The 21,693-nt window shown below is 63.1% G+C and carries 22 protein-coding genes and 1 tRNA gene; 12 read left to right on the top strand and 11 right to left on the bottom strand.

Features of this window, described 5'->3' with window-relative positions; genetic code table 11:
* Positions 1-102 precede the first annotated feature (102 nt).
* From RHP72_RS02590 to RHP72_RS02580, 3 genes are read right to left on the bottom strand one after another with little or no spacing between them, the layout of a single operon-like run.
* The gene (locus tag RHP72_RS02590; RefSeq protein ID WP_007732381.1) at positions 103-888 is read right to left on the bottom strand and encodes an MBL fold metallo-hydrolase; all 786 of its coding nucleotides are present in this window, start codon (positions 886-888) and stop codon (positions 103-105) included.
* Complete coding sequence (locus RHP72_RS02585) at positions 888-1,358, bottom strand: RidA family protein (protein ID WP_003943508.1); 471 nt, start codon at positions 1,356-1,358, stop codon at positions 888-890. Before RHP72_RS02585 ends, RHP72_RS02590 begins: the two co-directional genes overlap by 1 nt.
* Before the next feature lie 5 nt (positions 1,359-1,363).
* Positions 1,364-1,528, bottom strand: coding sequence for a hypothetical protein (locus tag RHP72_RS02580; protein WP_003943454.1), 165 nt, complete (start codon positions 1,526-1,528; stop codon positions 1,364-1,366).
* Positions 1,529-1,581: 53 nt separating this feature from the next.
* Between RHP72_RS02580 and RHP72_RS02575 the strand changes: the two genes are divergently transcribed.
* The gene (locus RHP72_RS02575) at positions 1,582-2,595 is read left to right on the top strand and encodes an ArsA-related P-loop ATPase (protein WP_037130910.1); all 1,014 of its coding nucleotides are present in this window, start codon (positions 1,582-1,584) and stop codon (positions 2,593-2,595) included.
* A complete protein-coding gene (locus RHP72_RS02570; RefSeq protein ID WP_007732380.1) occupies positions 2,595-3,773 on the top strand; it encodes an ArsA family ATPase in 1,179 nt (392 codons plus the stop codon). Before RHP72_RS02575 ends, RHP72_RS02570 begins: the two co-directional genes overlap by 1 nt.
* 18 nt (positions 3,774-3,791) lie before the next feature.
* Here RHP72_RS02570 and RHP72_RS02565 read toward each other — a convergent pair whose 3' ends face one another.
* Positions 3,792-4,115: a WhiB family transcriptional regulator gene (locus RHP72_RS02565; protein ID WP_007732375.1), complete on the bottom strand. Its 324-nt coding sequence runs from the start codon at positions 4,113-4,115 to the stop codon at positions 3,792-3,794.
* Positions 4,116-4,406: 291 nt separating this feature from the next.
* Between RHP72_RS02565 and RHP72_RS02560 the strand changes: the two genes are divergently transcribed.
* Positions 4,407-6,776: a transglycosylase domain-containing protein gene (locus RHP72_RS02560; protein ID WP_311094837.1), complete on the top strand. Its 2,370-nt coding sequence runs from the start codon at positions 4,407-4,409 to the stop codon at positions 6,774-6,776.
* Positions 6,777-6,871: 95 nt separating this feature from the next.
* On the opposite strand, the gene RHP72_RS02555 is transcribed toward RHP72_RS02560, so the two are convergent.
* A complete protein-coding gene (locus tag RHP72_RS02555; RefSeq protein ID WP_003943491.1) occupies positions 6,872-7,348 on the bottom strand; it encodes a GatB/YqeY domain-containing protein in 477 nt (158 codons plus the stop codon).
* A gap of 132 nt (positions 7,349-7,480) precedes the next feature.
* On the opposite strand from RHP72_RS02555, the gene RHP72_RS02550 reads away from it, so the two are divergent.
* The 4 genes from RHP72_RS02550 (at position 7,481) to RHP72_RS02535 (ending at position 9,405) form a co-directional block, all read left to right on the top strand.
* On the top strand, positions 7,481-8,449 hold the full coding sequence (locus RHP72_RS02550; RefSeq protein ID WP_003943461.1) for a metallophosphoesterase: 969 nt from the start codon (positions 7,481-7,483) through the stop codon (positions 8,447-8,449).
* 54 nt (positions 8,450-8,503) lie between these two features.
* A tRNA-Pro gene (locus RHP72_RS02545) sits at positions 8,504-8,577 on the top strand.
* 74 nt (positions 8,578-8,651) lie between these two features.
* Positions 8,652-8,975, top strand: coding sequence for a hypothetical protein (locus tag RHP72_RS02540; RefSeq protein ID WP_003943496.1), 324 nt, complete (start codon positions 8,652-8,654; stop codon positions 8,973-8,975).
* Between the two features lie 76 nt (positions 8,976-9,051).
* Positions 9,052-9,405 (top strand): VOC family protein, encoded by a 354-nt coding sequence (locus RHP72_RS02535; protein WP_042446659.1) that lies wholly within the window; start codon positions 9,052-9,054, stop codon positions 9,403-9,405.
* 1 nt (position 9,406) lies between these two features.
* Here the strand turns inward: RHP72_RS02535 and RHP72_RS02530 are convergent, their stop codons facing one another.
* Complete coding sequence (locus RHP72_RS02530; protein WP_311094269.1) at positions 9,407-10,963, bottom strand: acyl-CoA synthetase; 1,557 nt, start codon at positions 10,961-10,963, stop codon at positions 9,407-9,409.
* Between the two features lie 189 nt (positions 10,964-11,152).
* On the opposite strand from RHP72_RS02530, the gene RHP72_RS02525 reads away from it, so the two are divergent.
* Positions 11,153-12,184, top strand: coding sequence for an ABC transporter substrate-binding protein (locus tag RHP72_RS02525; RefSeq protein WP_003943522.1), 1,032 nt, complete (start codon positions 11,153-11,155; stop codon positions 12,182-12,184).
* Positions 12,185-12,241: 57 nt separating this feature from the next.
* Here the strand turns inward: RHP72_RS02525 and RHP72_RS02520 are convergent, their stop codons facing one another.
* Entirely contained in the window at positions 12,242-12,718 is a 477-nt protein-coding gene (locus tag RHP72_RS02520; protein WP_003943458.1) for a MarR family winged helix-turn-helix transcriptional regulator, read from the bottom strand.
* Between the two features lie 120 nt (positions 12,719-12,838).
* Here RHP72_RS02520 and RHP72_RS02515 point away from each other — a divergent pair, with 120 nt between their 5' ends.
* Positions 12,839-14,455, top strand: a complete 1,617-nt coding sequence (locus tag RHP72_RS02515) for a DHA2 family efflux MFS transporter permease subunit (RefSeq protein WP_058038247.1) — start codon at positions 12,839-12,841, stop codon at positions 14,453-14,455.
* 29 nt (positions 14,456-14,484) lie between these two features.
* Positions 14,485-15,198, top strand: coding sequence for a DUF6891 domain-containing protein (locus RHP72_RS02510; protein ID WP_083059355.1), 714 nt, complete (start codon positions 14,485-14,487; stop codon positions 15,196-15,198).
* Positions 15,199-15,203: 5 nt separating this feature from the next.
* Here the strand turns inward: RHP72_RS02510 and RHP72_RS02505 are convergent, their stop codons facing one another.
* The 3 genes from RHP72_RS02505 to RHP72_RS02495 all read right to left on the bottom strand — a co-directional run bounded on the left by RHP72_RS02505 (position 15,204) and on the right by RHP72_RS02495 (position 18,555).
* On the bottom strand, positions 15,204-16,949 hold the full coding sequence (locus RHP72_RS02505; RefSeq protein ID WP_311094268.1) for a cholesterol oxidase substrate-binding domain-containing protein: 1,746 nt from the start codon (positions 16,947-16,949) through the stop codon (positions 15,204-15,206).
* A gap of 118 nt (positions 16,950-17,067) precedes the next feature.
* Positions 17,068-17,871 (bottom strand): metal-dependent hydrolase, encoded by an 804-nt coding sequence (locus RHP72_RS02500; protein ID WP_047270024.1) that lies wholly within the window; start codon positions 17,869-17,871, stop codon positions 17,068-17,070.
* 219 nt (positions 17,872-18,090) lie between these two features.
* Positions 18,091-18,555, bottom strand: a complete 465-nt coding sequence (locus RHP72_RS02495; RefSeq protein ID WP_003943487.1) for a hypothetical protein — start codon at positions 18,553-18,555, stop codon at positions 18,091-18,093.
* Between the two features lie 167 nt (positions 18,556-18,722).
* Here RHP72_RS02495 and RHP72_RS02490 point away from each other — a divergent pair, with 167 nt between their 5' ends.
* Positions 18,723-19,427, top strand: coding sequence for a response regulator transcription factor (locus RHP72_RS02490; protein ID WP_003943475.1), 705 nt, complete (start codon positions 18,723-18,725; stop codon positions 19,425-19,427).
* Positions 19,424-20,803: a sensor histidine kinase KdpD gene (locus RHP72_RS02485; protein WP_007732344.1), complete on the top strand. Its 1,380-nt coding sequence runs from the start codon at positions 19,424-19,426 to the stop codon at positions 20,801-20,803. Before RHP72_RS02490 ends, RHP72_RS02485 begins: the two co-directional genes overlap by 4 nt.
* On the opposite strand, the gene RHP72_RS02480 is transcribed toward RHP72_RS02485, so the two are convergent.
* Positions 20,700-21,689 (bottom strand): LLM class F420-dependent oxidoreductase, encoded by a 990-nt coding sequence (locus RHP72_RS02480; RefSeq protein WP_007732341.1) that lies wholly within the window; start codon positions 21,687-21,689, stop codon positions 20,700-20,702. The genes RHP72_RS02485 and RHP72_RS02480 overlap by 104 nt on opposite strands.
* Positions 21,690-21,693 lie beyond the last annotated feature (4 nt).

Genomic DNA, 21,693 nt, shown 5'->3' with positions numbered 1-21,693 from the left:
ATATCAAACAAATGCAAAAACTGCCGCCAGCTATACCTCGATCGGCATAGATGGCGGCAGTTCGGCCACACAACTCAGCTCTTCGTGTCGGCGCCGAGCGCCTCAGCGTCGCAGATACGCCAACTGCACGTTGACGGATTTCTCCGCGACCGGCCACAGCTTCGGGTCGACGTCGGAGTAGACGTGCTCGACTACGTCGCGCACCGAGGCCGACTCGCCCAACGTCGACAGAGCAGCCCGCACCTGATCCAGACGCTCCTCGCGGTGGGCGAGGTACTGCTGCGAAATCGCCTGCAGATCGGGTAGGTCCGGACCGTGCCCGGGAAGAACCGTCAGTCCTTCGCCGAGTGCGGCCAGCGATCGCAGCGAGGTGAGGTAGTCCCCCAGATCGCCGTCGGAGTCGTCGAGAACTGCCGTGCCGCGGCCGAGAATGGTGTCGCCCGTCAGCACGCTCGCATCGTTCTCGATGACTATCGACACCGAATCCGCGGTATGGCCCGGCGTCGCGAGGATCCGCAACTTCAGGCCCGCTACCTCGATCACTTCACCGTCGACAAGCGCCGAAGCGCCCCCGCGAAGAAAAGTTGGGTCGACGGAACGCACTGGAGCCGAAGTCAATTCGTGGAAACGGTCCACCCCGCCGGTGTGGTCGTAGTGCCGGTGCGTGATCAAGGTCAGCGCTACCGGACCGATACCAGCGACACGTTGCAGGTGTTCCTCGTCGTTGTCGCCTGGATCGACGACAACACACTCGACGCTGCCCGGAGCGTGCAGAATCCAAGTGTTCGTACCGTCCAGCGTCATCATGCCCGGGTTGTTCTCGAGCAAGACCGAAGCGATGTCGGTGACGCGGCGAAGCTGCGCGTAGGCGGGATGGACAGTCGACATCAGCGAACTTCGACGATCAGTTCCACCTCGACCGGAGAGCCGAGGGGAAGTTCTGCCACGCCGACTGCCGAACGGGCGTGGATACCGGCGTCGCCGAGCACCTCACCGAGGAACTCGGATGCGCCGTTGATCACGCCGGGCTGACCGGTGAATCCTTCGGCGGATGCCACGAAGCCGACAACCTTGACGACACGGACGACGTTGTCGATGCCGACCAGGGCGTCGATGGCAGCGAGAGCGTTGAGCGCGCAGGTGCGAGCCGCGGCCTTGGCGTCCTCATCCGACACGCCCGCGCCGAGCTTGCCGGTCAGCGCCAGTTTTCCGTCGACGAACGGGAGCTGACCCGACGTGTACACGTGGTTGCCGCTGCGAACCGCGGGAACGTAAGCAGCGACGGGTGCCGCGACGGCGGGAAGTGCAATGCCCAGTTCGGCGAGACGCTCCGACCAGGTCTGTGTTGCCTCTGCCATGTGATTCAGCCCTTCGGACGCTTCATGTACGCGACGTGCTGCTCGCCCGACGCGCTCGGCAGGACGGCGACGAGTTCCCAGCCGTCGACACCCCAGTTGTCGAGAATTGCCTTCGGATTGTGGACCAGCAACGGAGTCACGGTGTATTCCCAGGAAGTTATTTCGCTCATGCGGTGAGCCTATCCCGCGTACATCTTCGGCCCCAGACTTATAGGCTCGCGGTGTGGTTGCATCCCAAGATGAGCTGAGCAGGACCTGGCCCGAGTCTGCGACGAAGGCCCGCCTGCACTTTGTGTCAGGTAAAGGCGGAACCGGTAAGTCCACGGTTGCCGCCGCGTTGGCGCTCGCGTTGGCCGAAGGCGGCAAGCGCGTTCTCCTCGTGGAGGTCGAGGGCCGCCAGGGAATCGCGCAGCTCTTCGACGTACCACCGCTTCCACCGCAGGAGACCAAGGTCGCGGCCGCCGAAGGTGGCGGTGAAGTGATGGCTCTGGCCGTCGACATCGAGACCGCGTTCCTCGAATACCTCGAAATGTTCTACAACCTCGGCTTCGCCGGCCGGGCGATGCGTAAGTTCGGCGCCATCGAATTCGCCACCACAATCGCTCCAGGCCTTCGCGACGTTCTGCTCACCGGCAAGATCAAGGAGTGCGTCATCCGCACCGATCGAACCGGCAAACGCGTGTACGACGCCGTTGTCGTCGATGCTCCCCCGACCGGGCGGATCGGCAGCTTCCTCGACGTCACCAAGGCGATGGCCGACCTCGCCAAGGGCGGCCCGGTGCATTCTCAGAGTGAAGGCGTCGTTCGGCTGCTGCACTCGCCGGAGACCGTCGTACATCTTGTTGCGCTTCTCGAAGCGCTGCCCGTTCAGGAAACCGCCGACGCCGCCGCAGAACTGGCGCGTGACGACCTCAACCTCGGTGCCATCATCGTCAACCGCGCCAGCCCGAGGTTCTTGCCCGAAGACCAACTCTCCGGTGCTGCAGCCGGCAACATCGATGCAGCTTCGATCCGGTCGACGCTCTCCGATGTCGGCATCGATCTGTCCGACGACGACTTCGCCGGCCTGCTCACCGAGACGATCGAGCACGCGTCGGTGCTCGAAGCTCAAGAATCCAGTGCGGAGAAGCTCCGCGAGATCGACGGCGCGCGGGTGCAACTTCCCGCACTCGCCGACGGCGTCGATCTCGGTGGGCTCTACGAGCTGGCCGAATACCTCACGGAACAGGGCGTGTGATGACCGAGACCACCGAGAACGTGACGGTCGGCAGTTCCAGGACCGGCCGACGCGCAGCTCCTGCCCTCGATATTTCGGCGATCATCAAGGACCCGACGGCCCGGATCGTGGTGTGTTGCGGCGCAGGTGGCGTCGGCAAGACCACGACGGCTGCGTCGCTGGCGTTGCGGGCAGCCGAAGAGGGCCGACGCGTAGTCGTCCTCACCATCGATCCGGCCCGTCGCCTCGCACAGGCCTTGGGTGTGGCCGAACTCGACAACACTCCGCAGCCGGTGAAGCTGGGTCCCGAGGCCACGGGCGAACTCCACGCGATGATGCTGAACATGCGTCGGACTTTCGACGAAATGGTCATCGAGCATTCGAGCCCTGAGAAGGCCGAGCAGATCCTGGCGAATCCCTTTTACCAGACCGTTGCCACATCGTTCTCCGGAACGCAGGAGTACATGGCGATGGAGAAGTTGGGGCAGCTGGCGTCGAACGACGCGTGGGATCTGGTGATCGTCGATACCCCGCCGTCGCGCAATGCGCTCGACTTCCTCGACGCTCCACAGAGGCTCGGAACATTCCTCGACGGACGGATGATCCGGCTGCTCTCGGCACCCGGCCGTGGCCTGACCAGGCTCGTGGCCGGCGCGATGGGATTGGCCCTGAAGGGTGTCTCGACCATCGTGGGAAGCCAAATGCTTTCGGATGCATCGGCATTCGTGCAGTCGCTCGACTCGATGTTCGGCGGTTTCCGTGAACGCGCCACGAAGACCTACGAGTTGCTGCGTCAGCCGGGGACTCATTTCCTGGTGATCGCAGCGGCCGAGCCCGACGCTCTCCGTGAGGCGGCGTTCTTCGTCGATCGCCTTGCGGGTGACTCGATGCCGTTGGCCGGTCTGGTTCTCAACCGCACTCACCCGACGTTGACGGCTCTGCCTGCCGATCATGCGGTGACCGCCGCCGACAAACTGGAAGCGAAGGAAAATGCGACCGAGGCCGAGGCCCTCACCGCAGCCGTTCTCCGCATCCATGCCCATCGGGCAGTGATCGCGAAGCGAGAAATCGCCTTGCTGAGTCGATTCACCGCAGCTCACCCGAGGGTGCCGCTGATCGGTGTTCCGTCGCTACCGTTCGAGGTCTCGGACCTCGAGGCGCTGCGCGCGGTGGGAGATCAGCTCACTCGTAAGGGCTGATCCCCCGATCGACCTGGATCAGACTGCTGAGTGATGCTGGCGCTGGTCTTCGAAGAACTCGGACCAGGAGTCGACGTCGGGGTGCTGCTTGAGCAGTGCACGGCGCTGACGTTCGGTCATTCCGCCCCACACACCGAACTCGACACGATTGTCGAGAGCATCTGCTCCGCACTGCATGAGGACCGGGCAGTGACGGCAGATGGTGGCTGCCTTGCGCTGTGCGGCGCCACGAACAAAAAGTTGGTCGGGATCGACCTCGCGGCATCGCGCCTGAGTTACCCAGGCGATTCGTGCCTCGGCCTGCTCGATGTCCAAACGGCTACTCGGGGTGGCTGTGTACATTCTGGGTCCCCTCTACAAAGTCTGACCGTCGCCATGAGGCGAGCAGCGCACCATCTCAGCCGTCTCGCGGTAGCACGTGAAAGCTGAGACACATTCGTGATCGAGTGTTACGTCGATCACACTGATCACAATTTAGGTAAAGAACGCCCCTAACGCAAGACGGTCGGGAGCATTTTTTGGTACGGCAGTACAAAGCGCGTGTTCAGGAGGTTTTGAACACCCGCAAAACACTGAAACCGGTTCCAATGGGTGGGCACACGTACTCTGTAGATCGTGTCGATTGCAAAAACAGTGGCGAAGCTCGCCGGAAGCTCCGCATTGGCGGGTGTCCTGGTCGCAGGGGTGATGTTCCCGGTGGCCGGCGGATTCGGATTCGCGTCCAATCGCGCTGCCGATACCGTCGACAACGTCTCGGCCGAACTGGTCGAAGGCACGGTCCCCGCGGTGTCCACCATGGTCGATGCGGCAGGCAATCCCATTGCCTGGCTGTACGACCAACGACGCTTCGAAGTCCCGAGCGAGAAGATCTCCAACAACATGAAGTTGGCGATCGTCTCCATCGAGGACCGCCGGTTCCCCGACCACAAGGGCGTCGACTGGCAGGGAACGCTGCGCGCCTTCCTCACCAACACGACGACCGGTGAAGTGCAGCAGGGCGCGTCGACACTCGATCAGCAGTATGTGAAGAACTACCAACTGTTGGTCGTGGCCAAGACGGATGCCGAGCGCCGCGCTGCCATCGAGACCACCCCGGCCCGAAAGATCCGCGAGATCCGGATGGCGCTGACGCTGGACAAGGAACTCACGAAAGACGAGATCCTCACCCGGTACCTCAACCTCGTACCGTTCGGCAACGGATCCTTCGGCATTCAGGACGCGGCTCAGACCTACTTCGGCGTCGACGCCGCAGATCTGACCGTTCCGCAGTCCGCGATGCTGGCCGGCATGGTTCAGTCCAGCTCCGCGCTGAACCCGTACACGAACGTCGAGGGCGTGACCGAGCGTCGTAACACCGTGCTCGACACCATGATCACGAACATTCCGGATCGTGCCGACGAGTTCCGTGCAGCCAAGGAAGAGCCCCTCGGCGTCCTCGAAACCCCCAACAACTTGCCGCGCGGCTGCATCGCTGCAGGCGATCGCGGATTCTTCTGTGATTACGCACTGAAGTACCTCTCGGATGCCGGAATCACCCGCGACCAGATCAACGAGGGTGGTTACCTCATCAAGACCACTCTCGATCCGCAGGTCCAGGCGTCCACCAAGGCCGGACTGAACGCGAACGCGAGCACCAACCTCGACGGCATCGCGAACGTGATGAACGTGATCAGGCCGGGCCAGGATTCACACAAGGTCATCGCGATGGCCAGCAGTCGCACGTACGGACTCAATGCCGACGCCGACGAAACCGTCCAGGCGCAGCCGTACTCCCTTGCCGGTGACGGTGCGGGTTCCGTCTTCAAGATCTTCACGACCGCTGCGGCGATGGAGAAGGGCCTCGGCATCAACGCGAGCCTCGACGTGCCCAAGCGCTTCGAAGCCAAGGGCATGGGTAGCGGTGGTGCGGCAGGCTGCCCGGTCTCGACGTACTGCGTGGAGAACGCCGGTAACTATCCGCCGACGCTGTCCGTGACCGACGCCCTGGCACAGTCCCCAAACACCGCTTTCGTCAAGCTCATCGAGGCGACCGGCGTCACGCCGACCGTCGACATGGCTGTCCGTCTCGGCATGCGCTCGTACGCCGATCCCAACACCTCGGGCTTCGACGAGCGCAGCATGGCCGACTTCCAGAAGGAACAGAACCTCGGTTCGTTCACCCTCGGCCCCACCTGGATCAACCCGCTCGAACTCTCCAACGTCGCGGCCACTCTCGCCTCGCACGGCAAGTGGTGCCCGCCGAGTCCCATCGATTCGGTCTTCGACCGCTACGGCAAGCCGGTGGCCGTCACCGAGCAGGGCTGTGAGCAGGTCGTCGAGCCCGGCTTGGCAGACACACTCGCCAACGCCATGAGCCGTGACGACGTCGGCGCCGGTACGTCTGCCGGTGCCGCGAGCAGCGCCGGATGGAGCCTGCCGATGTCGGGCAAGACGGGTACCACCGAGACCCACAAGTCCTCGGCGTTCCTCGGCTTCACCAACAACCTCGCTGCGGCCGTCTACATCTTCGGCGACTCCCCGACACCCGGCGAGATCTGCTCGAGCCCGCTACGCCCCTGCTACAGCGGCAACCTGTACGGCGGTACCGAACCGGCGAGATCCTGGTTCGCGGCAATGAACCCGGTCGCCAACAACTTCGGGCCCACCTCGCTGCCTCCGATCGACGAGAAGTACGCACGGGGATCACAGAACGGCCAGGTTCCCGAGGTTGTCGGCCTGAGCCAGTCGGCGGCGACGTCGAGGTTGCAGGCGTCCGGCTTCACGGTCAATTCCGTGACCACGGCGTCCGGAGCACGCGCGGGAACGGTCACCGGAGTTTCGCCGTCCGGGTCCGCGATCCCGGGTTCGACCGTCACGATCTACATCAGTGACGGGTCCGTAAGGGCTCCGGCAGCACCCGCATCCCCGGCAGCTCCAGCAGCTCCGGCACCGGGCGCGACTCCCCCGGATGCGACTCCGCCGGGAGGCGAACCCGCACCGCCTGCGGGGACCCCACCGAACTGACGGCCCTGAAAACTGACGGCTCTGAAAACAAGAACGGCCGCGATCTCCGAGTGACTCGGAGTTCGCGGCCGTTTTCGGTTTCCGGTGGCGCGCTTCTACAAGCGGGACTTCACTGCTGCAGAGATACGTGCGCCATCGGCCTTGCCCTTGGCCAGCGCGCTGGCGGCCTTGATGACCTGGCCCATCTGACGCATACCCGGACGCTCACCGAGCTCCTCGGACACCTGAGCGAGGGCGGTGTCGACGACGTCGACGAGTTCGGCGTCGGTCAACGGCGTCGGCAGGTACTCGTCGATGATCTGAGCTTCGGCGCGCTCTTTCGCGGCAAGTTCACCGCGGCCGTTCTCGGTGTAGATCTCGGCCGATTCGCCGCGCTTCTTCGATTCCTTTGCAAGGACTTTGATGATTTCTTCGTCGGTGAGGACCCGTGCTTCCTTACCGGCAACCTCTTCGGTCTGGATGGCTGCCATGAGCATCCGAAGGGTGGCTGTACGTAGCGGATCCTTCGCCTTCATGGATGCAACCATGTCGGTTCGGAGGGTGGCTTTGAGCGATGGTGTCGTGTCGGACATGGTGGAAACGCTACGCGCTCGGCGTTTCGAGCGTGCCGATAGTTACCTCCGCCCGGACACAATTCTCTGTGGAATAGCTGTAAAAGGCGGCGAGAGCGACGCAGAAGAACGCCACACCCGTATCCTTGAGAGGTGTCTTCCCAGTTCCGCACCAATCTGACCCGCACCGCACTTGGTGCCGCGGGCGCCGCTGCACTAGGGATCGGGTACGCATCCGGCATCGAACGCAATGCATTTGCACTGCGTGAGGTGACGATGCCAGTCCTGGCGCCCGGTTCGTCGTCGCTGCGGGTCCTCCATCTCAGCGACCTGCACATGATGCCGAACCAACGGTTGAAACAGAATTGGTTGCGTGAGCTCGAAGGCCTCGACCCCGACCTCGTGGTCAACACCGGAGACAACTTGTCGCATCAGCGCAGCGTCCCGGCAGTGGTCCAGGCGCTCGGCGATCTGTTGGCTCGGCCGGGTCTGTTCGTCTTCGGCAGCAACGACTACTTCGCTCCGAAACCGAAGAATCCACTGAGCTACATCTTCAACAAGGACAAGCGCATCACCGGCGATCCCCTCCCCTGGGGCGATCTGCGGGCCGCGTTCACCGAACGTGGATGGCTCGACATGACCCACGTGCGCCGCGAACTCGAAGTGGCCGGTATTCGCATTGCTGCCGCCGGCGTCGACGATCCGCACCTGAAGCGCGATCGCTACGACACCGTCGCCGGAACACCCAATCCCGTCGCCCAGCTCAAGCTCGGCCTGACGCACTCACCCGAACCTCGAGTTCTCGACCGGTTCGCCGACGACGGCTACGACCTGGTGCTCGCCGGCCACACGCACGGTGGTCAGCTGTGCCTTCCGTTCTACGGCGCGCTGGTCACCAACTGCCAGATCGACCGATCCCGGGTCAAGGGACCGTCGAAGTGGGGCGCGCACACCCAGCTGCACGTCTCAGCGGGCATCGGCACTTCGCCGTGGGCTCCGGCACGCTTCTGCTGCCGCCCCGAGGCAACTCTGCTGACTTTGGTTCCGGCGACCAGGCGCGAACCGGAGCATGTCTCCGCACACAGTTCCGCAGAGTCTCCAGCGTCGGTTCTACGCAACTGACCTGCGGATTTAATGTCAGTCGACTCGGTAATGTAAGCTAACCGAGGTTCGACACGGGGTGTGGCGCAGCTTGGTAGCGCGCTTCGTTCGGGACGAAGAGGTCGTGGGTTCAAATCCCGCCACCCCGACAGTGAAGAACAGAAATCGAGGCCCTTCCGCTTACGCGGGAGGGCCTCGATTTCGTTGACGATAAGGTGAAGCCGTGGCATCCGAACCAGACTTCGCGCACAACGACATGGCGAGCCGTAGCCGACGTGAGAAAGCTGTCGGTCTTGCCAAGTTCGCCTGGGATCGCGATATCAGTAGTGCAGAGTTGCTCGACATGCCCGACGATCGGCTGCGCAAGCTTGCGCGGGCGGCGGGCGCCAATCCGCCGAGCACGCGGGAGACCTGGACGATCGCGGCCGGACTGCTCGACGAGAAAGCCGTGTGGGCAGCAGCCAACCCAGACCGTCCCGAAGCTCGGCGTGAGCATCCGGACGAGAAGATCATGTGGGTGAAGAAGCCGATCGAGCCCTGGCTGTGACAGCCGAATTCAGCGCAGGTGTGACAGCCGAATTGAGTGCAGCTGTGGCAGCCGAATTCAGCGGAGCTGTGAAGCGGTGATCGGGCAGGTCGATGAAGTAGTTGTGGATTGCTCCGCACCAGCCCAGTTGGCGACCTTCTGGGCCGGAATCCTCGGTGGGCAGCCGGTGGAGCGGAGCGCGGAGTGGGCGTTTGTCGACCCTCCAGGATGGACTCGCCTCGCCTTCCAACGTGTACCGGAATCCAAGCTGACGAAGAATCGTCTACACATCGACGTCAGTGTGGATGACGTCGTCGCTGCGACCGAAGCTGCCGAGCGCCTCGGCGCAACTCGGGTCGGCACTGTCCAGCAGGACCCGGCCGGCACCTTTCAGGTGCTGCTGGATCCCGAGGGAAACGAGTGGTGCGTCGTCCGAAGTGCCGGAAGGTGATTTACGCTCCCGCTACGGTTTCGCGAGCCCAACGGTAGTCGGCCTTACCGCTGGGCGAGCGGAGGATGGTTGGTACGAGCACGATCGAGCGGGGGATCTTGTACCCGGCGACGTGGGTGCGGCAATGCTCCGACAATGATTCCGTCGCAACATCTTCGAATCCCGGTCGAACCTGCACCACCGCGGCGACCTTCTCACCGAATCGAGTGTCGGGCGCACCCGCCACCAAAGCGTCGAAAACTGCCGGGTGAGTTTTGAGTGCCTGCTCCACTTCTTCGGGGTAGACCTTCTCGCCGCCGGAGTTGATGCACATCGAACCGCGCCCGAGCAGCACGATGGTTCCGTCGGCTTCCATCGTGCCCATGTCCCCGAGTACCGCCAGACGAACCCCGTCGACGACGGGAAAAGTTGCAGCAGTCTTGGCCGGGTCGCCGAAGTAGGCAACGGGAACATGGCCGGCCCGGGCGATGAAACCGACTGTGTCCGAGCCTGGTTCGATGCGACGGAATTCGTCGTCCACAAGAATCATGTTGGGGTTGGATCGAATTCGCTTGGAACCGTCCTCACCGAATTCGACGACGCCGTCGTTGCCGGAATCCGAAGCACCGAATGCATCCTTGATCACCAACCCCGGTAGTCGGGTTGTCAGTTCTGCTTTCAGGTTCGGGGAGAACAACGCGCCACCCGACCCGATCAGTTGGAGAGTCGAAAGGTCGTAGCGCCCTTCGCTTGCGGTGATGGCGTCGGCGATCGGCCGAGCAATTGCGTCGCCGACGACGGTGATTCCGGTGATCTTCTCGGCCTCGACCAGTCGCAACACTTCCATCGGATCGAAGCTGCGGGTCAGCACTCGGGGCGCTCCCATGAGGAATGCCGTGAGCAGTGAATAGATTGCGGCTCCATGCATGAGCGGCGGGATGAGTAGCAGCACAGTTGGATTGGTGTTCGCTACAGCTGCATCCACAACCTCTTCGAGACTCCGACGCGGCGGCCCGCTGAGGTTCGCTCCGGACAGCGCGGCGAAGAAGAAGTCCTCGTGCCGCCACACCACACCCTTGGGCATTCCGGTTGTGCCGCCGGTGTAGATGATGAAATGGTCGTCGTTGCTGCGAGGGCCGAAGTCGCGGGTATCAGTCTGCGCGGCAAGGGCGTTCTCGTAGTCTTCGCCGACGATCAGCACGTGGGTGATCTCCGGACACTGCGGAACCACGGCCAATGCCGTCGGCGCGAATTCCTCTTCGACCAGCAGTGCCACCATTTGAGAGTTGGTGTAGATGTACAGGAGTTCTGCATCGGTATAGCGGAAGTTGACGTTGATCGGTACCGCTCTGATCTTCAAGCAAGCCAGGAGCGCTTCGACGTACTCGACGCAGTTACGCATGTGAATACCGACGTGCTGCCCAGGCTCGACGCCCACCGACTGCAGGTGATGAGCGAGTCGGTTCGATCGCAGTTCGAGTTCGGCGTAGCTCAATCGCACGTCTTCCAGAATCAAGGGAACTCGATCGGGGATCGCATCGGCAACGGCCTCGAACAGATCGGCAATGTTCAGGGTCATCGAAATCCTCACTACACGCGTCTTCGCTTACCAGTACAGGTCTTTCGCGAAGCTAACACGTTGGTCGCACCCTGTAGTCCGAATTGCGTAGCGGTCCCGCTGAGCGAGACCTGACGCGCCGCTCACCTGGCGTCAACGGTGCGGATACCTCCCTGACCAAGCCCGATAACCAAAAGGTAGGGTAGCCTAATGCACTCACGCACCACTCTCCGGAGCCGCACGTCGGTCCGAGTCGCCATGGTTGCCTTGGCGACTGTTTTTGCCGCTACGGCCTGCGGCTCTTCCGACGCCGGCGGCAACGCAAACGGCAACACCGATGTCGCGACCGGCGGCAAGCTGTTCAGCACCGCCGACACGGAAACCGCGAAGCTCGGCAGCGATGCCGCGCCAGGCGAGTTCCCTCGCACCATCACCCATGCCCTGGGCGAGACCACCCTCGAGGCCAAGCCGACCCGCGTCGTCGTCCTCGACAGCGGTGAACTCGACGAGGTTCTCTCGCTCGGGATCACCCCGGTCGGCATCGCCAGCCCGGAAAGCGCCGCCGGTCAGCCGTCGTACCTGGCGGACAAGTTGGTCGGTGTCCCCGATGTCGGCACGACCAACAACCTCAACCTCGAGGCGATCACCGCACTGCAGCCCGATCTGATCCTCGGCAGCAAGCTGCGCCAGGACAAGCTTTACCCGCAACTCGCGGCAATCGCTCCGACGGTCTTCAGCATCCGCCCCGGCTTTCCGTGGAAGGAGAACTTCCTCCTTGCCGGTGACGCACTCGGCGAGGAGACCAAGGCTGAGCAGGTTCTCAACGACTACCAAGAGCACGCCGACAAGGTACGTGAGTCGATCGACGGCTCCCCGACCGTTTCACTGGTTCGTTTCATGTCCGGGAAGCTGCGCCTGTACGGCAATTTGTCGTTCATCGGCGTCATCTTGAAGGACGTCGGTCTGCCCCGCCCGGCGATCCAGGACATCGACGAACTGGCCGTCGAGGTCAGCCCCGAAACGATCACCGAGGCGGAGGGTGACCGAATCTTCTACTCCAGCTACGGAAATCCCGCCGACACGGGCCAGACCACGGTTGTTGCCGGACCGCTGTGGGCCAGCATGGACGCAGTCAAGGAAGGACGCGCCACCGAGGTGAGCGACGAGACCTGGTTCCTGGGCCTCGGCCCGACAGGTGCCGGCCTGGTTCTCGACGACCTGCAGGCCAAGCTCGGCAAGTAGCCGTCACCGGCACAAAGAACGCCGCCCGACTCTCCGGAGTCGAGCGGCGTTCTTTGTTCAGCGGTTGTCCTGCTCGAGGTGTTCGTTCATCGTCGAGTGAAGGTCGACGAGAAATTCCTCGAATCGACTGAGCAGTTCGGGCGGGTACTTCGCCATCATGGCGTCGAGTCGCACGGCAAGGGGCCCGAAGAACTCGTCCGCCAGGTCCTGCACATGCGCACTGCTGTGCAGCGTGACCACTCGCCGGTCGGCATTCTCTCGGGTCCGGACGATATGTCCCGCCTTCTCCAGGCGGTTGAGCAACGCGGTGGTTGCACCCGACGTCAGCGAGATCCGCTCTCCGAGGCGGGCGGGTGAGAGCGGCGTCCCCTTCTCCTCGGCAGCGGTGATTTCCATCAAGGCAGTCGCGTCGGTGGAATGCAGGCCGAGCCACGACGCGAATCGATGGCTGAATTCGGTGAACGTGCCACCGTACGCGCGGAATTCGTCCATCAGCCGCTCCCGCTCCACGGAGATGTCGCGCGGTGCCTCCACCTCGGTGATCCCACCTTTCCTGTGCCAGACGGCGGCCGGTCGAGCCCAGCGCGCACGTTGACAACTTACCGCCTCAAATATACCTTCATAATAAAGTTACTTCACAATGGAGGTTTATTCGTGAACATCTCACCCACCACCCGCAAGTGGTTGGGCCTGATCGCCATTGCACTCGGCGTGGCACTGATCGTCGTCGACACCACGATCGTCAACGTCATAGTTCCCTCGATCATCGAAGATCTCGGGATCAATTCCGTTCAGGCTCAATGGATCCAAGAGTCCTACGCAATCGTGTTCGCGGCACTCCTGCTTCTGGTCGGCAGAGTTGCCGACCTGGTCGGCGCCCGTCGTATCTTCATCGCCGGTGTCGTCGTGTTCGGCGCAACGAGCCTGCTGGCCGGACTGGCGCCGAACGGCGGTCTGCTCATCCTGGCGCGCTTCCTGCAGGGCGCCGGCGCGGCCATGATCCTGCCCACGTCACTGTCGCTTCTGAACGCGATGTTCACCGGAAAGGCGCGCGGCCAGGCCTTCGCGGTCTGGGGCTCCACCATCGGCGCTGCATCCGCCCTCGGTCCATTGCTCGGCGGCTGGCTTGCCGAACATGCCTCATGGCGTTGGGCATTCGGGATCAACATTCCGCTTGCTGCGCTCATTCTCATCGGCGCAGTGCTGTTCATCGCTCCCTCCCCGCGCACCGCTGGGCGCGTCGACGCCACCGGAGCGGCACTGTCCATCGCCGGCCTGGGCCTGCTGGCCTTCGGACTCGTCGAGGGACGAACGTACGGGTGGCTGACGACGAAGGAACCCTTCGATCTATTCGGTCTGTCATGGTCCAGCGGCCCGTCGCCGGTTCTGGTGGCGCTGGTTCTCGCCGTTCTGTCGCTCGGTGCGTTCGCCTACCGTCAAACCATGCTCACCCGCAGCGCCGATCCGTCGCGGGCACTGATGGACGTACGGTTGTTCTCCATCTCGTCGTTCCGCAACGGCAACATCGCGACGCTGATCATCGGACTCGGCGAGTTCGGAATCGTTGCGGTGCTTCCTCTCTGGCTCCAGTTCACGCTCGGATACAGCGCCCTCCAGGCAGGGCTCGCGCTGGTTCCCATTGCCATCGGCAGCTTTGTCGCCAGTGGTGCGAGCTTCGGGCTGGCATCGAAGGTCTCGCCGTTGGGCTTGGTCCGTATCGGCCTGGCTCTCGAAGCGCTCGGTCTCGCCGGCCTCGGATTCATCGCTGCGACAGACAGCCCCTGGTGGACTATCGCCGCAGTGCTGTTCTTCTACGGAATCGGCGTCGGTTTTGCGACTGCCCAGGTGACCAACGTCGTGCTCGAGGAGATTCCCGAGCAGAGCGCCGGTCAAGGCTCCGGCATTCAGAGCGCGTTCCGCCAACTCGGATCCGCACTGGGCATCGCTGTCCTCACCACGGTCTTCTTCAGCACTCTCAATTCGACGCTGAACAACGACCTCACCGGATCCGGTATCGACCAAGCTCAGGCTGATCAGTTGACGCGGGCAGTCACCGACAGCGCAGGCGCCGCCATCGACTCGCTGGCCGGTTCACCGAACACTGCCTTCGTCGCCGACGCTGCCCAATCTGCGATGACTCACGGCATCACACTCGGCGGATACCTTGCGGCCGGATTTGTCGTGGTGGGCCTGATCGCCACGGCGCTCATCCCGAACAAGCCTGCCCCGTCAAACGAGGAGGAAACGAAAGCAGCAGCCGACGTCGCCTGACGGTCGGATCGGTGCAGTACGGTGCCGGTATGCGATTGCCCTGGTCACGGTCATCACAGTCACGGTCAGCACCGGGGCTCAGTGAGGCCGACATCGTCGCCGTACGTGAGCAAGCACGCGAACTGGTAGTCCCAGGTTTCGCTACGTTCGACGAAATCTGCGAAGCCGCCCGAGACTGTGTCGAGGGCGGCTTCGAGAACGACGAACTCGGCAGACAGATCGACGCAGTAGTGCGTGAGGTCTGGGACCGAAGAGTCGAGGAGCAGACCCAGTGGACGGCTCCCGGAGACTTCGAGCGCCTCTCCGCAGCCTTCGCCGAACTCGAACGCAACGGCATCGTGGCCCGGATGAACTTCACCTGCTGCATGCAGTGCGGCACTACCGAAATCGACGACGAACGCACGCCGTCCGAACCCGACGAGAACGGGTATCCCTTTGCTCAGTGGGCGTACACGTTCTTCCACATGCAAGATGCGGAGCGTCTCGGCGACGAGCCGTCCGATCTCTACTTGTCCTACAGTGCGTTCCGTCCGGCCCACGATCTCGATCCCGCGCTGGTCGCCGCTGCCTTCGGCGGCGACGAAACCGCCAAGGCACACATGATCGCGCACACCGATCAGACCGTCGGGCGCCAGGTAGCCGACGCACTCCGAACTCAGGGGCTGAGCGTCGATTGGAACGGTGACAACAATCAGCGTATCCGTGTCACCGACGTATGTTGGCGCAAACCGCTTCCGCAGTAGGAGATTCAGCTGGGTGGCAATACGCGGTCGAGGAACGTATTGCTGAATACGCGGTGCGGGTCGTGTTCGTCGAGAGTGGCGAGAGCGAAGTCCCAATTCCCGTCGCCACCGGCACGAAAGGTGGCAGGCACTGTGCTGGTGAGGAATTCGTCGTCCTGGTACGCCGCCTGATCGGTGAATGCCCACCCCTTGGACCACTCCGGACGGAAGGTCGCGTAATCGCCGGAGTAGTTCGCGACCATCCACCGTTCCATTCCGCGAAGGAACGCAGGCAATCCCGCGGTGCCGGGAATCGAGACCACGTTCATCCAGATCGCTGTGTCCCAGTCCTGACGATCCGCCCGCGGCCGCACCGCTGACAGGTCCGGCACTCCGGCGCTGTCGACCAACACCTCGCCGTCATCGTCGACACCGCAGAGACGCACTTCGAACGGCATGTTGACGGGATACTGCCCCAACGACGCGTAGTGCGTCATTCGTTCGTTCAGCCAACTCGTCATCTCGTGGACCACTCGGCCGATGTTGGACCGCTTGGTGATCACGGCTCCGCCCCCGGCTACGACGCGCAAGGTCGTATGCCGGAGGTAGAACAGAACGTCTTTCGACCAGCCCCAGAGATCGTCGGTGTCGGTCAGCACCAATCCTGCTGCTACAGCGCCGAACTGAGAGGCGCCGAACAGCGGTGTCGCACCTTGGAGACCCTGTGCCACCATCCCCAACGGGGTGGTGACTTCTTCGGGAATCGCGTCGGAGAAGAAGTAGTTGTACGGCCCGCTCACCTCTCGGGACTCCGGCGGTTTGACCGGGGTCGGTGTCCAGACCTTGAGCCACGGTGTTTGCGTGAACGGGAACCAGATTGCTTCCACCCGTCCGGATTTCTCGACGAAACTCTCGTAGGTACGCCCTGGCGACCCGGGAGCAGCAAAGAGTTCTTGCCACGGAATGTCGGTGAAACTCTGGCACCGCAGCCGATAATTCTCCCCGGCTTGCAGCGTCACGGAGGTGACGAAGGTTCGACCCAGATGGGTCAGGAAGGCGGTGCTCTCGACGTCCGATCGGTGAAATGTCTTCAGTGCGTACCGATTGATGCCTTCGTCCCACGCCACCACCGTGATCTCGGTGATCAGGTTGCTCAGCGAACCATACGATTGACCAGGGGTGATCGTCTCCCCCACCGCCGGATAGGTTGCCCCGTGAGCACCGATCGCCAGCGCGCCGGCGATGGACAGCTCACCGATCGCCGGAGAGTTGGCCCAGCCGAGCCCTTCTCGCTCGAGCGCTGTCAGAATCGCTTCGATACTGGCGCCGGCGCCCGCCGTGACCGTTGCGGGCGTGCCGTGCTGCACCACAACCGAATTCAAGTTGGCCATCGTATCGACCAGCAGAACTCGATCCGAAGGCGCGCCGGGCACCACCGTCAACGGGCTCCACCCGTGCATCGTTCCCTTCGCACGCACTGTGTACCCGTTGTCGAACGCCCAGTTGGCGAGGGTGACGACGTCGTCGCTGTGACGTGCCGTGGCCGTCCACACGCTGTCGAGCATGATTTCTCGCGACCAGTTCGCGTACGCCGACTGTGACAACGGAATGTCCGACGGATATCCGGGCGGTGGCGCGATGGTCGATGCCGAGCCCCAGGGAACTGCTCCTGCCGGTGCCCAGGAAATGCCCGCGAGAGCAGCTGCGCCGGCACTCGCTGCGAGAAATCCGCGCCGGCTCACACCGTCTTCGCTCGAGCTGTGCTCTGCCATGCGCTCTGCTTGATGCACCACTGCTCACTCCGTCAGCCGACTCGGTTCATGTCAGGGACGAACGTAGAACAAATATGATTACGATGCCAGTGGTTCCGTAATAAAAGTTTTCCGAAGCTCACTGCACCATCGGAGCGAATACCGCGTAGATCGCTTCCGGGGCACCGTCGAACGCACTGATGATCAACCAGGCAGTCAGAACCGTCAGAGCCGGCCCGATCAGAACCTTCTCTAGGTTCCCACCTGCACGGATGGACAGGAATGACGGCAGCCGTTGCTCCCACCATCGCTTGCCGCCGAGCGGGATCAGAGGTGCAAGAAACGGCACTCCCTCCTTGGTGATCGCATCGCCGAGACAGTGCGTGGCGCAGCCCAGTGCCACCGCAACACCTAGCCCCGTGGATCCGGCCTCGCTGGGATACCACTGCCAGGTGAGGGCAGAGAGCACCAACGCAACGGCGGAGACCGCGAGCCATCCCTTCTCCTTGGCCAATTCACCCGCCAATCCTCGGATGGCCAACCCGAGGCAGAAGAACAGGGTGATGATGATGGCTGGCTTCCCGAACTGAACAACCAGCGCCGAGACCCCGGCACCCAACCCGGCGGCGAACAGCGCGGTGTGCGTGAGCGTCCGATGCCCACCACGACGCTTGCCGTCCTTCTTGCCTTTGGTGATGCGGTAGAAAGTCACCGAAATTGCGTCGATGCCTTTGGCCAGAGCCTTGCTGAGCGGACCGAATGACCTCGAAACCGTCGACTGACCGGTATCGAGGTCGGGAAGCAAGGCGGCTCCGGCGCACACCCCGGCAAAGGTCAAAGTTTCCGCAGTGGATGTGGGCCCTCCCCAGTCGAGAGGCAACAACTCCGCAACCACCAACCCCACAGCAGCACCGGACATCGCGTGGGTGGGGCCCATGACCATGAAACACAACACCTTTCGAAACGCGCCCCGCATCAGGCCGTACCGCACCTCTGCAAGACACCACACACATGACGCCGTCGGCGACGGCCCCGGCATGCTCGCCGAGACCGCCCCGAACGTAGCAAGTGCTACCGACAGGCTTGACCAACCTCCAGACCCAGTTGAGTACGGCCGTACCGTTCCAGGTCAAAGCGGTTCATGCGGAGCTTTTTTCGCTCGTCAGCCCGCGGCAACCGTGCATGACAGGGCAACGCCCTCCTCCAGCGGAGCGACACCGGCCATGTCGAGCACCTCTGCCGGAACACCTTCGGTCGTCGGAGCCCACTCGACGGTCGGCAACGCCGGCACCCCTTCACGCGCAACGAATGTCGCAGCTTCGCTCGGCACTTCGATAGTGACTGCGGCCGTACCGGCCTCCTCCGCGCGCACGACCTTCCCCTCGTCGATGAGCTTCTGCAGCTCCTCGTCGGAAATCGGCGCCGCGACACCACACGCTACTTCGGGAGCCACACCCAACTCGGCTGGAGCGGTCGCGATCGACCGCACCGCCACCGGTGACCCGTCGGAAATCGGGTTGGAAGCCCAGGCGATTCCCGGCGCCACTGCCATACCGAGGACCGCCACGGACGCCACCACCACACCGGTCCGGCGGGCCCGCTTGCCGTTCACTTTCAATCGCGTCATCGTAGTTCTCCTTGATCGAACGTTCTCGAGTTCTCGGCGCGGTCGCATCCGAGAAACCCGAGGTTATGAAGCCAACACTGCAGATCTGTTGTCGGTTTCTTAGGAGTTGATGAGAATGCGACGGCCCTCGCTCCGAGCGAGGCCCCAGGCCTTGATCCGATGGCACCATGGCTGGGGTGAGTACACGCGAGCGCATCCTGATCGTTGACGACGACGCGAAGGTTCTGAATTCGCTCGAACGTGGACTCCGATTGTCGGGCTTCGACACGGCAACTGCCGTCGACGGACGATCGGCCTTGTCATCGGTGAACAAGCAATGCCCGGCCGCGCTCGTTCTCGACGTCAACATGCCCGGCCTCGACGGCGTCGGGGTGGTGACCGCCCTGCGCGCGATCGGCAACGAGGTTCCGATCTGCGTGCTCAGCGCCCGAAGTTCCGTGGGTGATCGCATCGCGGGGCTGGAGGCGGGCGCCGACGACTACCTCACCAAGCCCTTCGAGTTGGCCGAGCTCGTCGCCAGACTCCGCGCATTACTTCGACGCACGACGCGAGCCACCCCGTCGGTCGACCATCCGATCACGGTGGGACCGCTGACGGTCGATCTCCGTGGCCATCGAGCGCACATCGACGGTAGGCGAATCGAACTCACCAAAAGAGAATTCGACCTGTTGTCGGTACTCGCCGAGCACGCCGGTGTCGTACTCAGTCGCGCACAACTCCTGCGACTCGTCTGGGGTTACGACTTCGCCGCCGACACCAATGTCGTCGACGTCTTTGTCACCTACCTACGCAAGAAACTCGAAGTCGACGGAGCGCCCCGCGTGATCCACACAGTGCGTGGGGTGGGCTTCGTCCTGAGGGCCGAACGATGAAGCGGCCGCTGTCACTTCAGACTCGCGTAGCCATCGCCTCGGGCCTGGCCGCCGGAATCGTGATTGCCGCGATCGGAATTGCGTTCGCGGTCTTTCTGCGTGTCAACGGATCCGAACAACTCGAACGCACTCTCGATTCCGTCACCCTGGGCGTCGCGGCGAGTGCGCCGAGCCCGCTATTCATCGAAACACCAACTGCAACAACAGAACCATCCGTGGTCAGCCCCGGATTCAACGCCGCGACCGTCAGCGCCTTGGCTACCACCGATGTTCGCAGTCGTGATGTTCTGGTGCCCGGCGACAGCGGCGCCGCACTGGCCGTCAGCATCCCCGAAGACCCACTGACCCAGGCAATCCGTGAGCAGCAGTTCCAAGTGGCCGCTGCAGCAGTGGTCGCCATCCTTGCCGCGGCCGGGCTCGGTTGGTTCCTCACCGGCCGAGCCGTCCGGCCACTACAGCAATTGACCGAGACCACCAGTTCGATCGGCAACAACCTCGACGTCGACGGACTCTCGCGCCGGGCACCGTCGGTACGTGGAACGCGAGAAGCCGAAGAACTGTCGGAGGCAATCCACAGCATGCTCAGTCGCATCGAAAGCGATCGAAGCCGCACCGAGGAGGCGTTGGAGTCGGCACGCGATTTCGCTCGCGTCTCCGCCCACGAACTGCGCACACCTCTCACGTCGATGCGTACCGATCTCGAAGTTCTCGCAACACTCGATCTCACGGAAAGCCAACGGCGCGAACTGTCCGGCGAATTGTTGGAAGCGCAGCGCCAGATCGAGCGCACCCTGACCGACCTCGAGACTCTAGCCCTGGGTGACGTGGCCGATCCCGAGGATTGTGCCGACGTCGATCTCGTCGAGGTTGCCGATCGCGCCGTCGCTGACGCCGGCCGTCTGCACCCGCAGGTCGACGTTCGTTTGAAAGCACCGGAAGAACTTTCGGTTCAGGCCTTTCCCGCGGGTATCCGTCTGGTGCTGACCAACGCCGTCACCAATTCCGTTCGGCACGGCAATGCCGACGAAGTCGAGATCACCGTCCGATCAGGGGCTGCGACGGGTTCGGCGACGGTTTTCGTCGACGACAACGGCACCGTGATCGCGCCTTCGGAACGCGAAGCTATGTTCGAGAGATTCGTTCGTGGTACCGGTGCGGGCGACGCCGGAAGCGGTTTGGGACTGGCCCTCGTCGCGCAGCAGGCGAGGCTGCACGGCGGTAGCGCGCGACTCGACAAGAGCCCACTCGGCGGAACTCGATTGATCTTCTCGATCAACCCAATTCGACGTGCAGAGCCTCGAGCAGCGGCTTGGCCGCCTCGTCGAAGAATCGGTCTTGGGTATCTCCCCCGATCTGTACCAGTGCCACATCGGTGAATCCGGCGTCCGTGTATGCCTTGACCGCTTCGACGATCACATCGAGATCGGGACCACACGGAATGCTTTCAGCTACATCCTCTTTGCGCACGAACTGAGTCGCACCCGAGAAGCTCGCCGGCGTCGGCAGTTCGGAGTTCACGGACCACCCTCCGCCGAACCACCGGAACTGCTGATGAGCTCGTGCAATTGCCGTGTCGCGATCAGGGTCCCACGAGATCGGAATCTGACCGATGGTCCGGCCTGCGGGAGCCAATCCGTATGCTCGGCCGTGCACGTGCTTCCACAAGTGCACTAGCTCCGAATCCGGTTGCACGGCAATCAGATCGTCGGCCATCGGACCGAAACGCTCGACGGACTTGTCTCCGGACATGGCCAGCGCCAGCGGAACCGGGTTCTCGGGGAGATCCCAGATCCTGGCGGACTGGACGTCGAAGTACTCCCCCTTCCAGCTCACCAGATCTCCGGCGAGCAGTGCGCGAATGATGCTCACCGCCTCCTGCAGCATGTCCTGGCGGGTGTCGATGGACGGCCAACCCTCGCCGACCACATGCTCGTTCAGGCTCTCGCCACTTCCCAATCCCAGGGTGAAGCGTCCGTCCGCGAGGATCTGGATCGTCGCAGCTTTCTGAGCGACGACGGCGGGGTGGTACCTCACGGTCGGACAAGTCACGTACGTCATCAAACCGACTCGCTCGGTGGCGTGGGCGACTGCCCCCAGCACCGACCAGGCGTAGGGCGCATGCCCCTGCTCGGTCAGCCACGGCGAGTAGTGATCACTCATCACTTCGAAGTCGAAGCCGACTTCTTCGGCCCGAACTGCATGGCGAACCAGTTCTTTCGGACCTGCCTGCTCCGTCATCAAGGTGTAGCCGAATCGTGCCATCACT

The sequence above is a fragment of the Rhodococcus sp. SG20037 genome, from assembly GCF_031763325.1.
GTDB lineage: Bacteria > Actinomycetota > Actinomycetes > Mycobacteriales > Mycobacteriaceae > Rhodococcus_F > Rhodococcus_F qingshengii.
The sequence above is the reverse complement of the archived record's forward strand: the minus strand, read 5'-3'. Positions and strand labels throughout refer to the sequence as shown.

Coding starts and splice junctions, on each gene's coding strand:
- RHP72_RS02590 (WP_007732381.1), bottom strand. CDS start 888: ATGTCGACTGTCCATCCCGCCTACGCGCAGCTTCGCCGCGTCACCGAC.
- RHP72_RS02585 (WP_003943508.1), bottom strand. CDS start 1,358: ATGGCAGAGGCAACACAGACCTGGTCGGAGCGTCTCGCCGAACTGGGC.
- RHP72_RS02580 (WP_003943454.1), bottom strand. CDS start 1,528: ATGAGCGAAATAACTTCCTGGGAATACACCGTGACTCCGTTGCTGGTC.
- RHP72_RS02570 (WP_007732380.1), top strand. CDS start 2,595: ATGACCGAGACCACCGAGAACGTGACGGTCGGCAGTTCCAGGACCGGC.
- RHP72_RS02565 (WP_007732375.1), bottom strand. CDS start 4,115: ATGTACACAGCCACCCCGAGTAGCCGTTTGGACATCGAGCAGGCCGAG.
- RHP72_RS02555 (WP_003943491.1), bottom strand. CDS start 7,348: ATGTCCGACACGACACCATCGCTCAAAGCCACCCTCCGAACCGACATG.
- RHP72_RS02530 (WP_311094269.1), bottom strand. CDS start 10,963: ATGACCCTGAACATTGCCGATCTGTTCGAGGCCGTTGCCGATGCGATC.
- RHP72_RS02525 (WP_003943522.1), top strand. CDS start 11,153: ATGCACTCACGCACCACTCTCCGGAGCCGCACGTCGGTCCGAGTCGCC.
- RHP72_RS02510 (WP_083059355.1), top strand. CDS start 14,485: ATGCGATTGCCCTGGTCACGGTCATCACAGTCACGGTCAGCACCGGGG.
- RHP72_RS02505 (WP_311094268.1), bottom strand. CDS start 16,949: ATGGCAGAGCACAGCTCGAGCGAAGACGGTGTGAGCCGGCGCGGATTT.
- RHP72_RS02500 (WP_047270024.1), bottom strand. CDS start 17,871: ATGGTCATGGGCCCCACCCACGCGATGTCCGGTGCTGCTGTGGGGTTG.
- RHP72_RS02495 (WP_003943487.1), bottom strand. CDS start 18,555: ATGACGCGATTGAAAGTGAACGGCAAGCGGGCCCGCCGGACCGGTGTG.
- RHP72_RS02490 (WP_003943475.1), top strand. CDS start 18,723: ATGGCTGGGGTGAGTACACGCGAGCGCATCCTGATCGTTGACGACGAC.
- RHP72_RS02485 (WP_007732344.1), top strand. CDS start 19,424: ATGAAGCGGCCGCTGTCACTTCAGACTCGCGTAGCCATCGCCTCGGGC.
- RHP72_RS02480 (WP_007732341.1), bottom strand. CDS start 21,689: ATGGCACGATTCGGCTACACCTTGATGACGGAGCAGGCAGGTCCGAAA.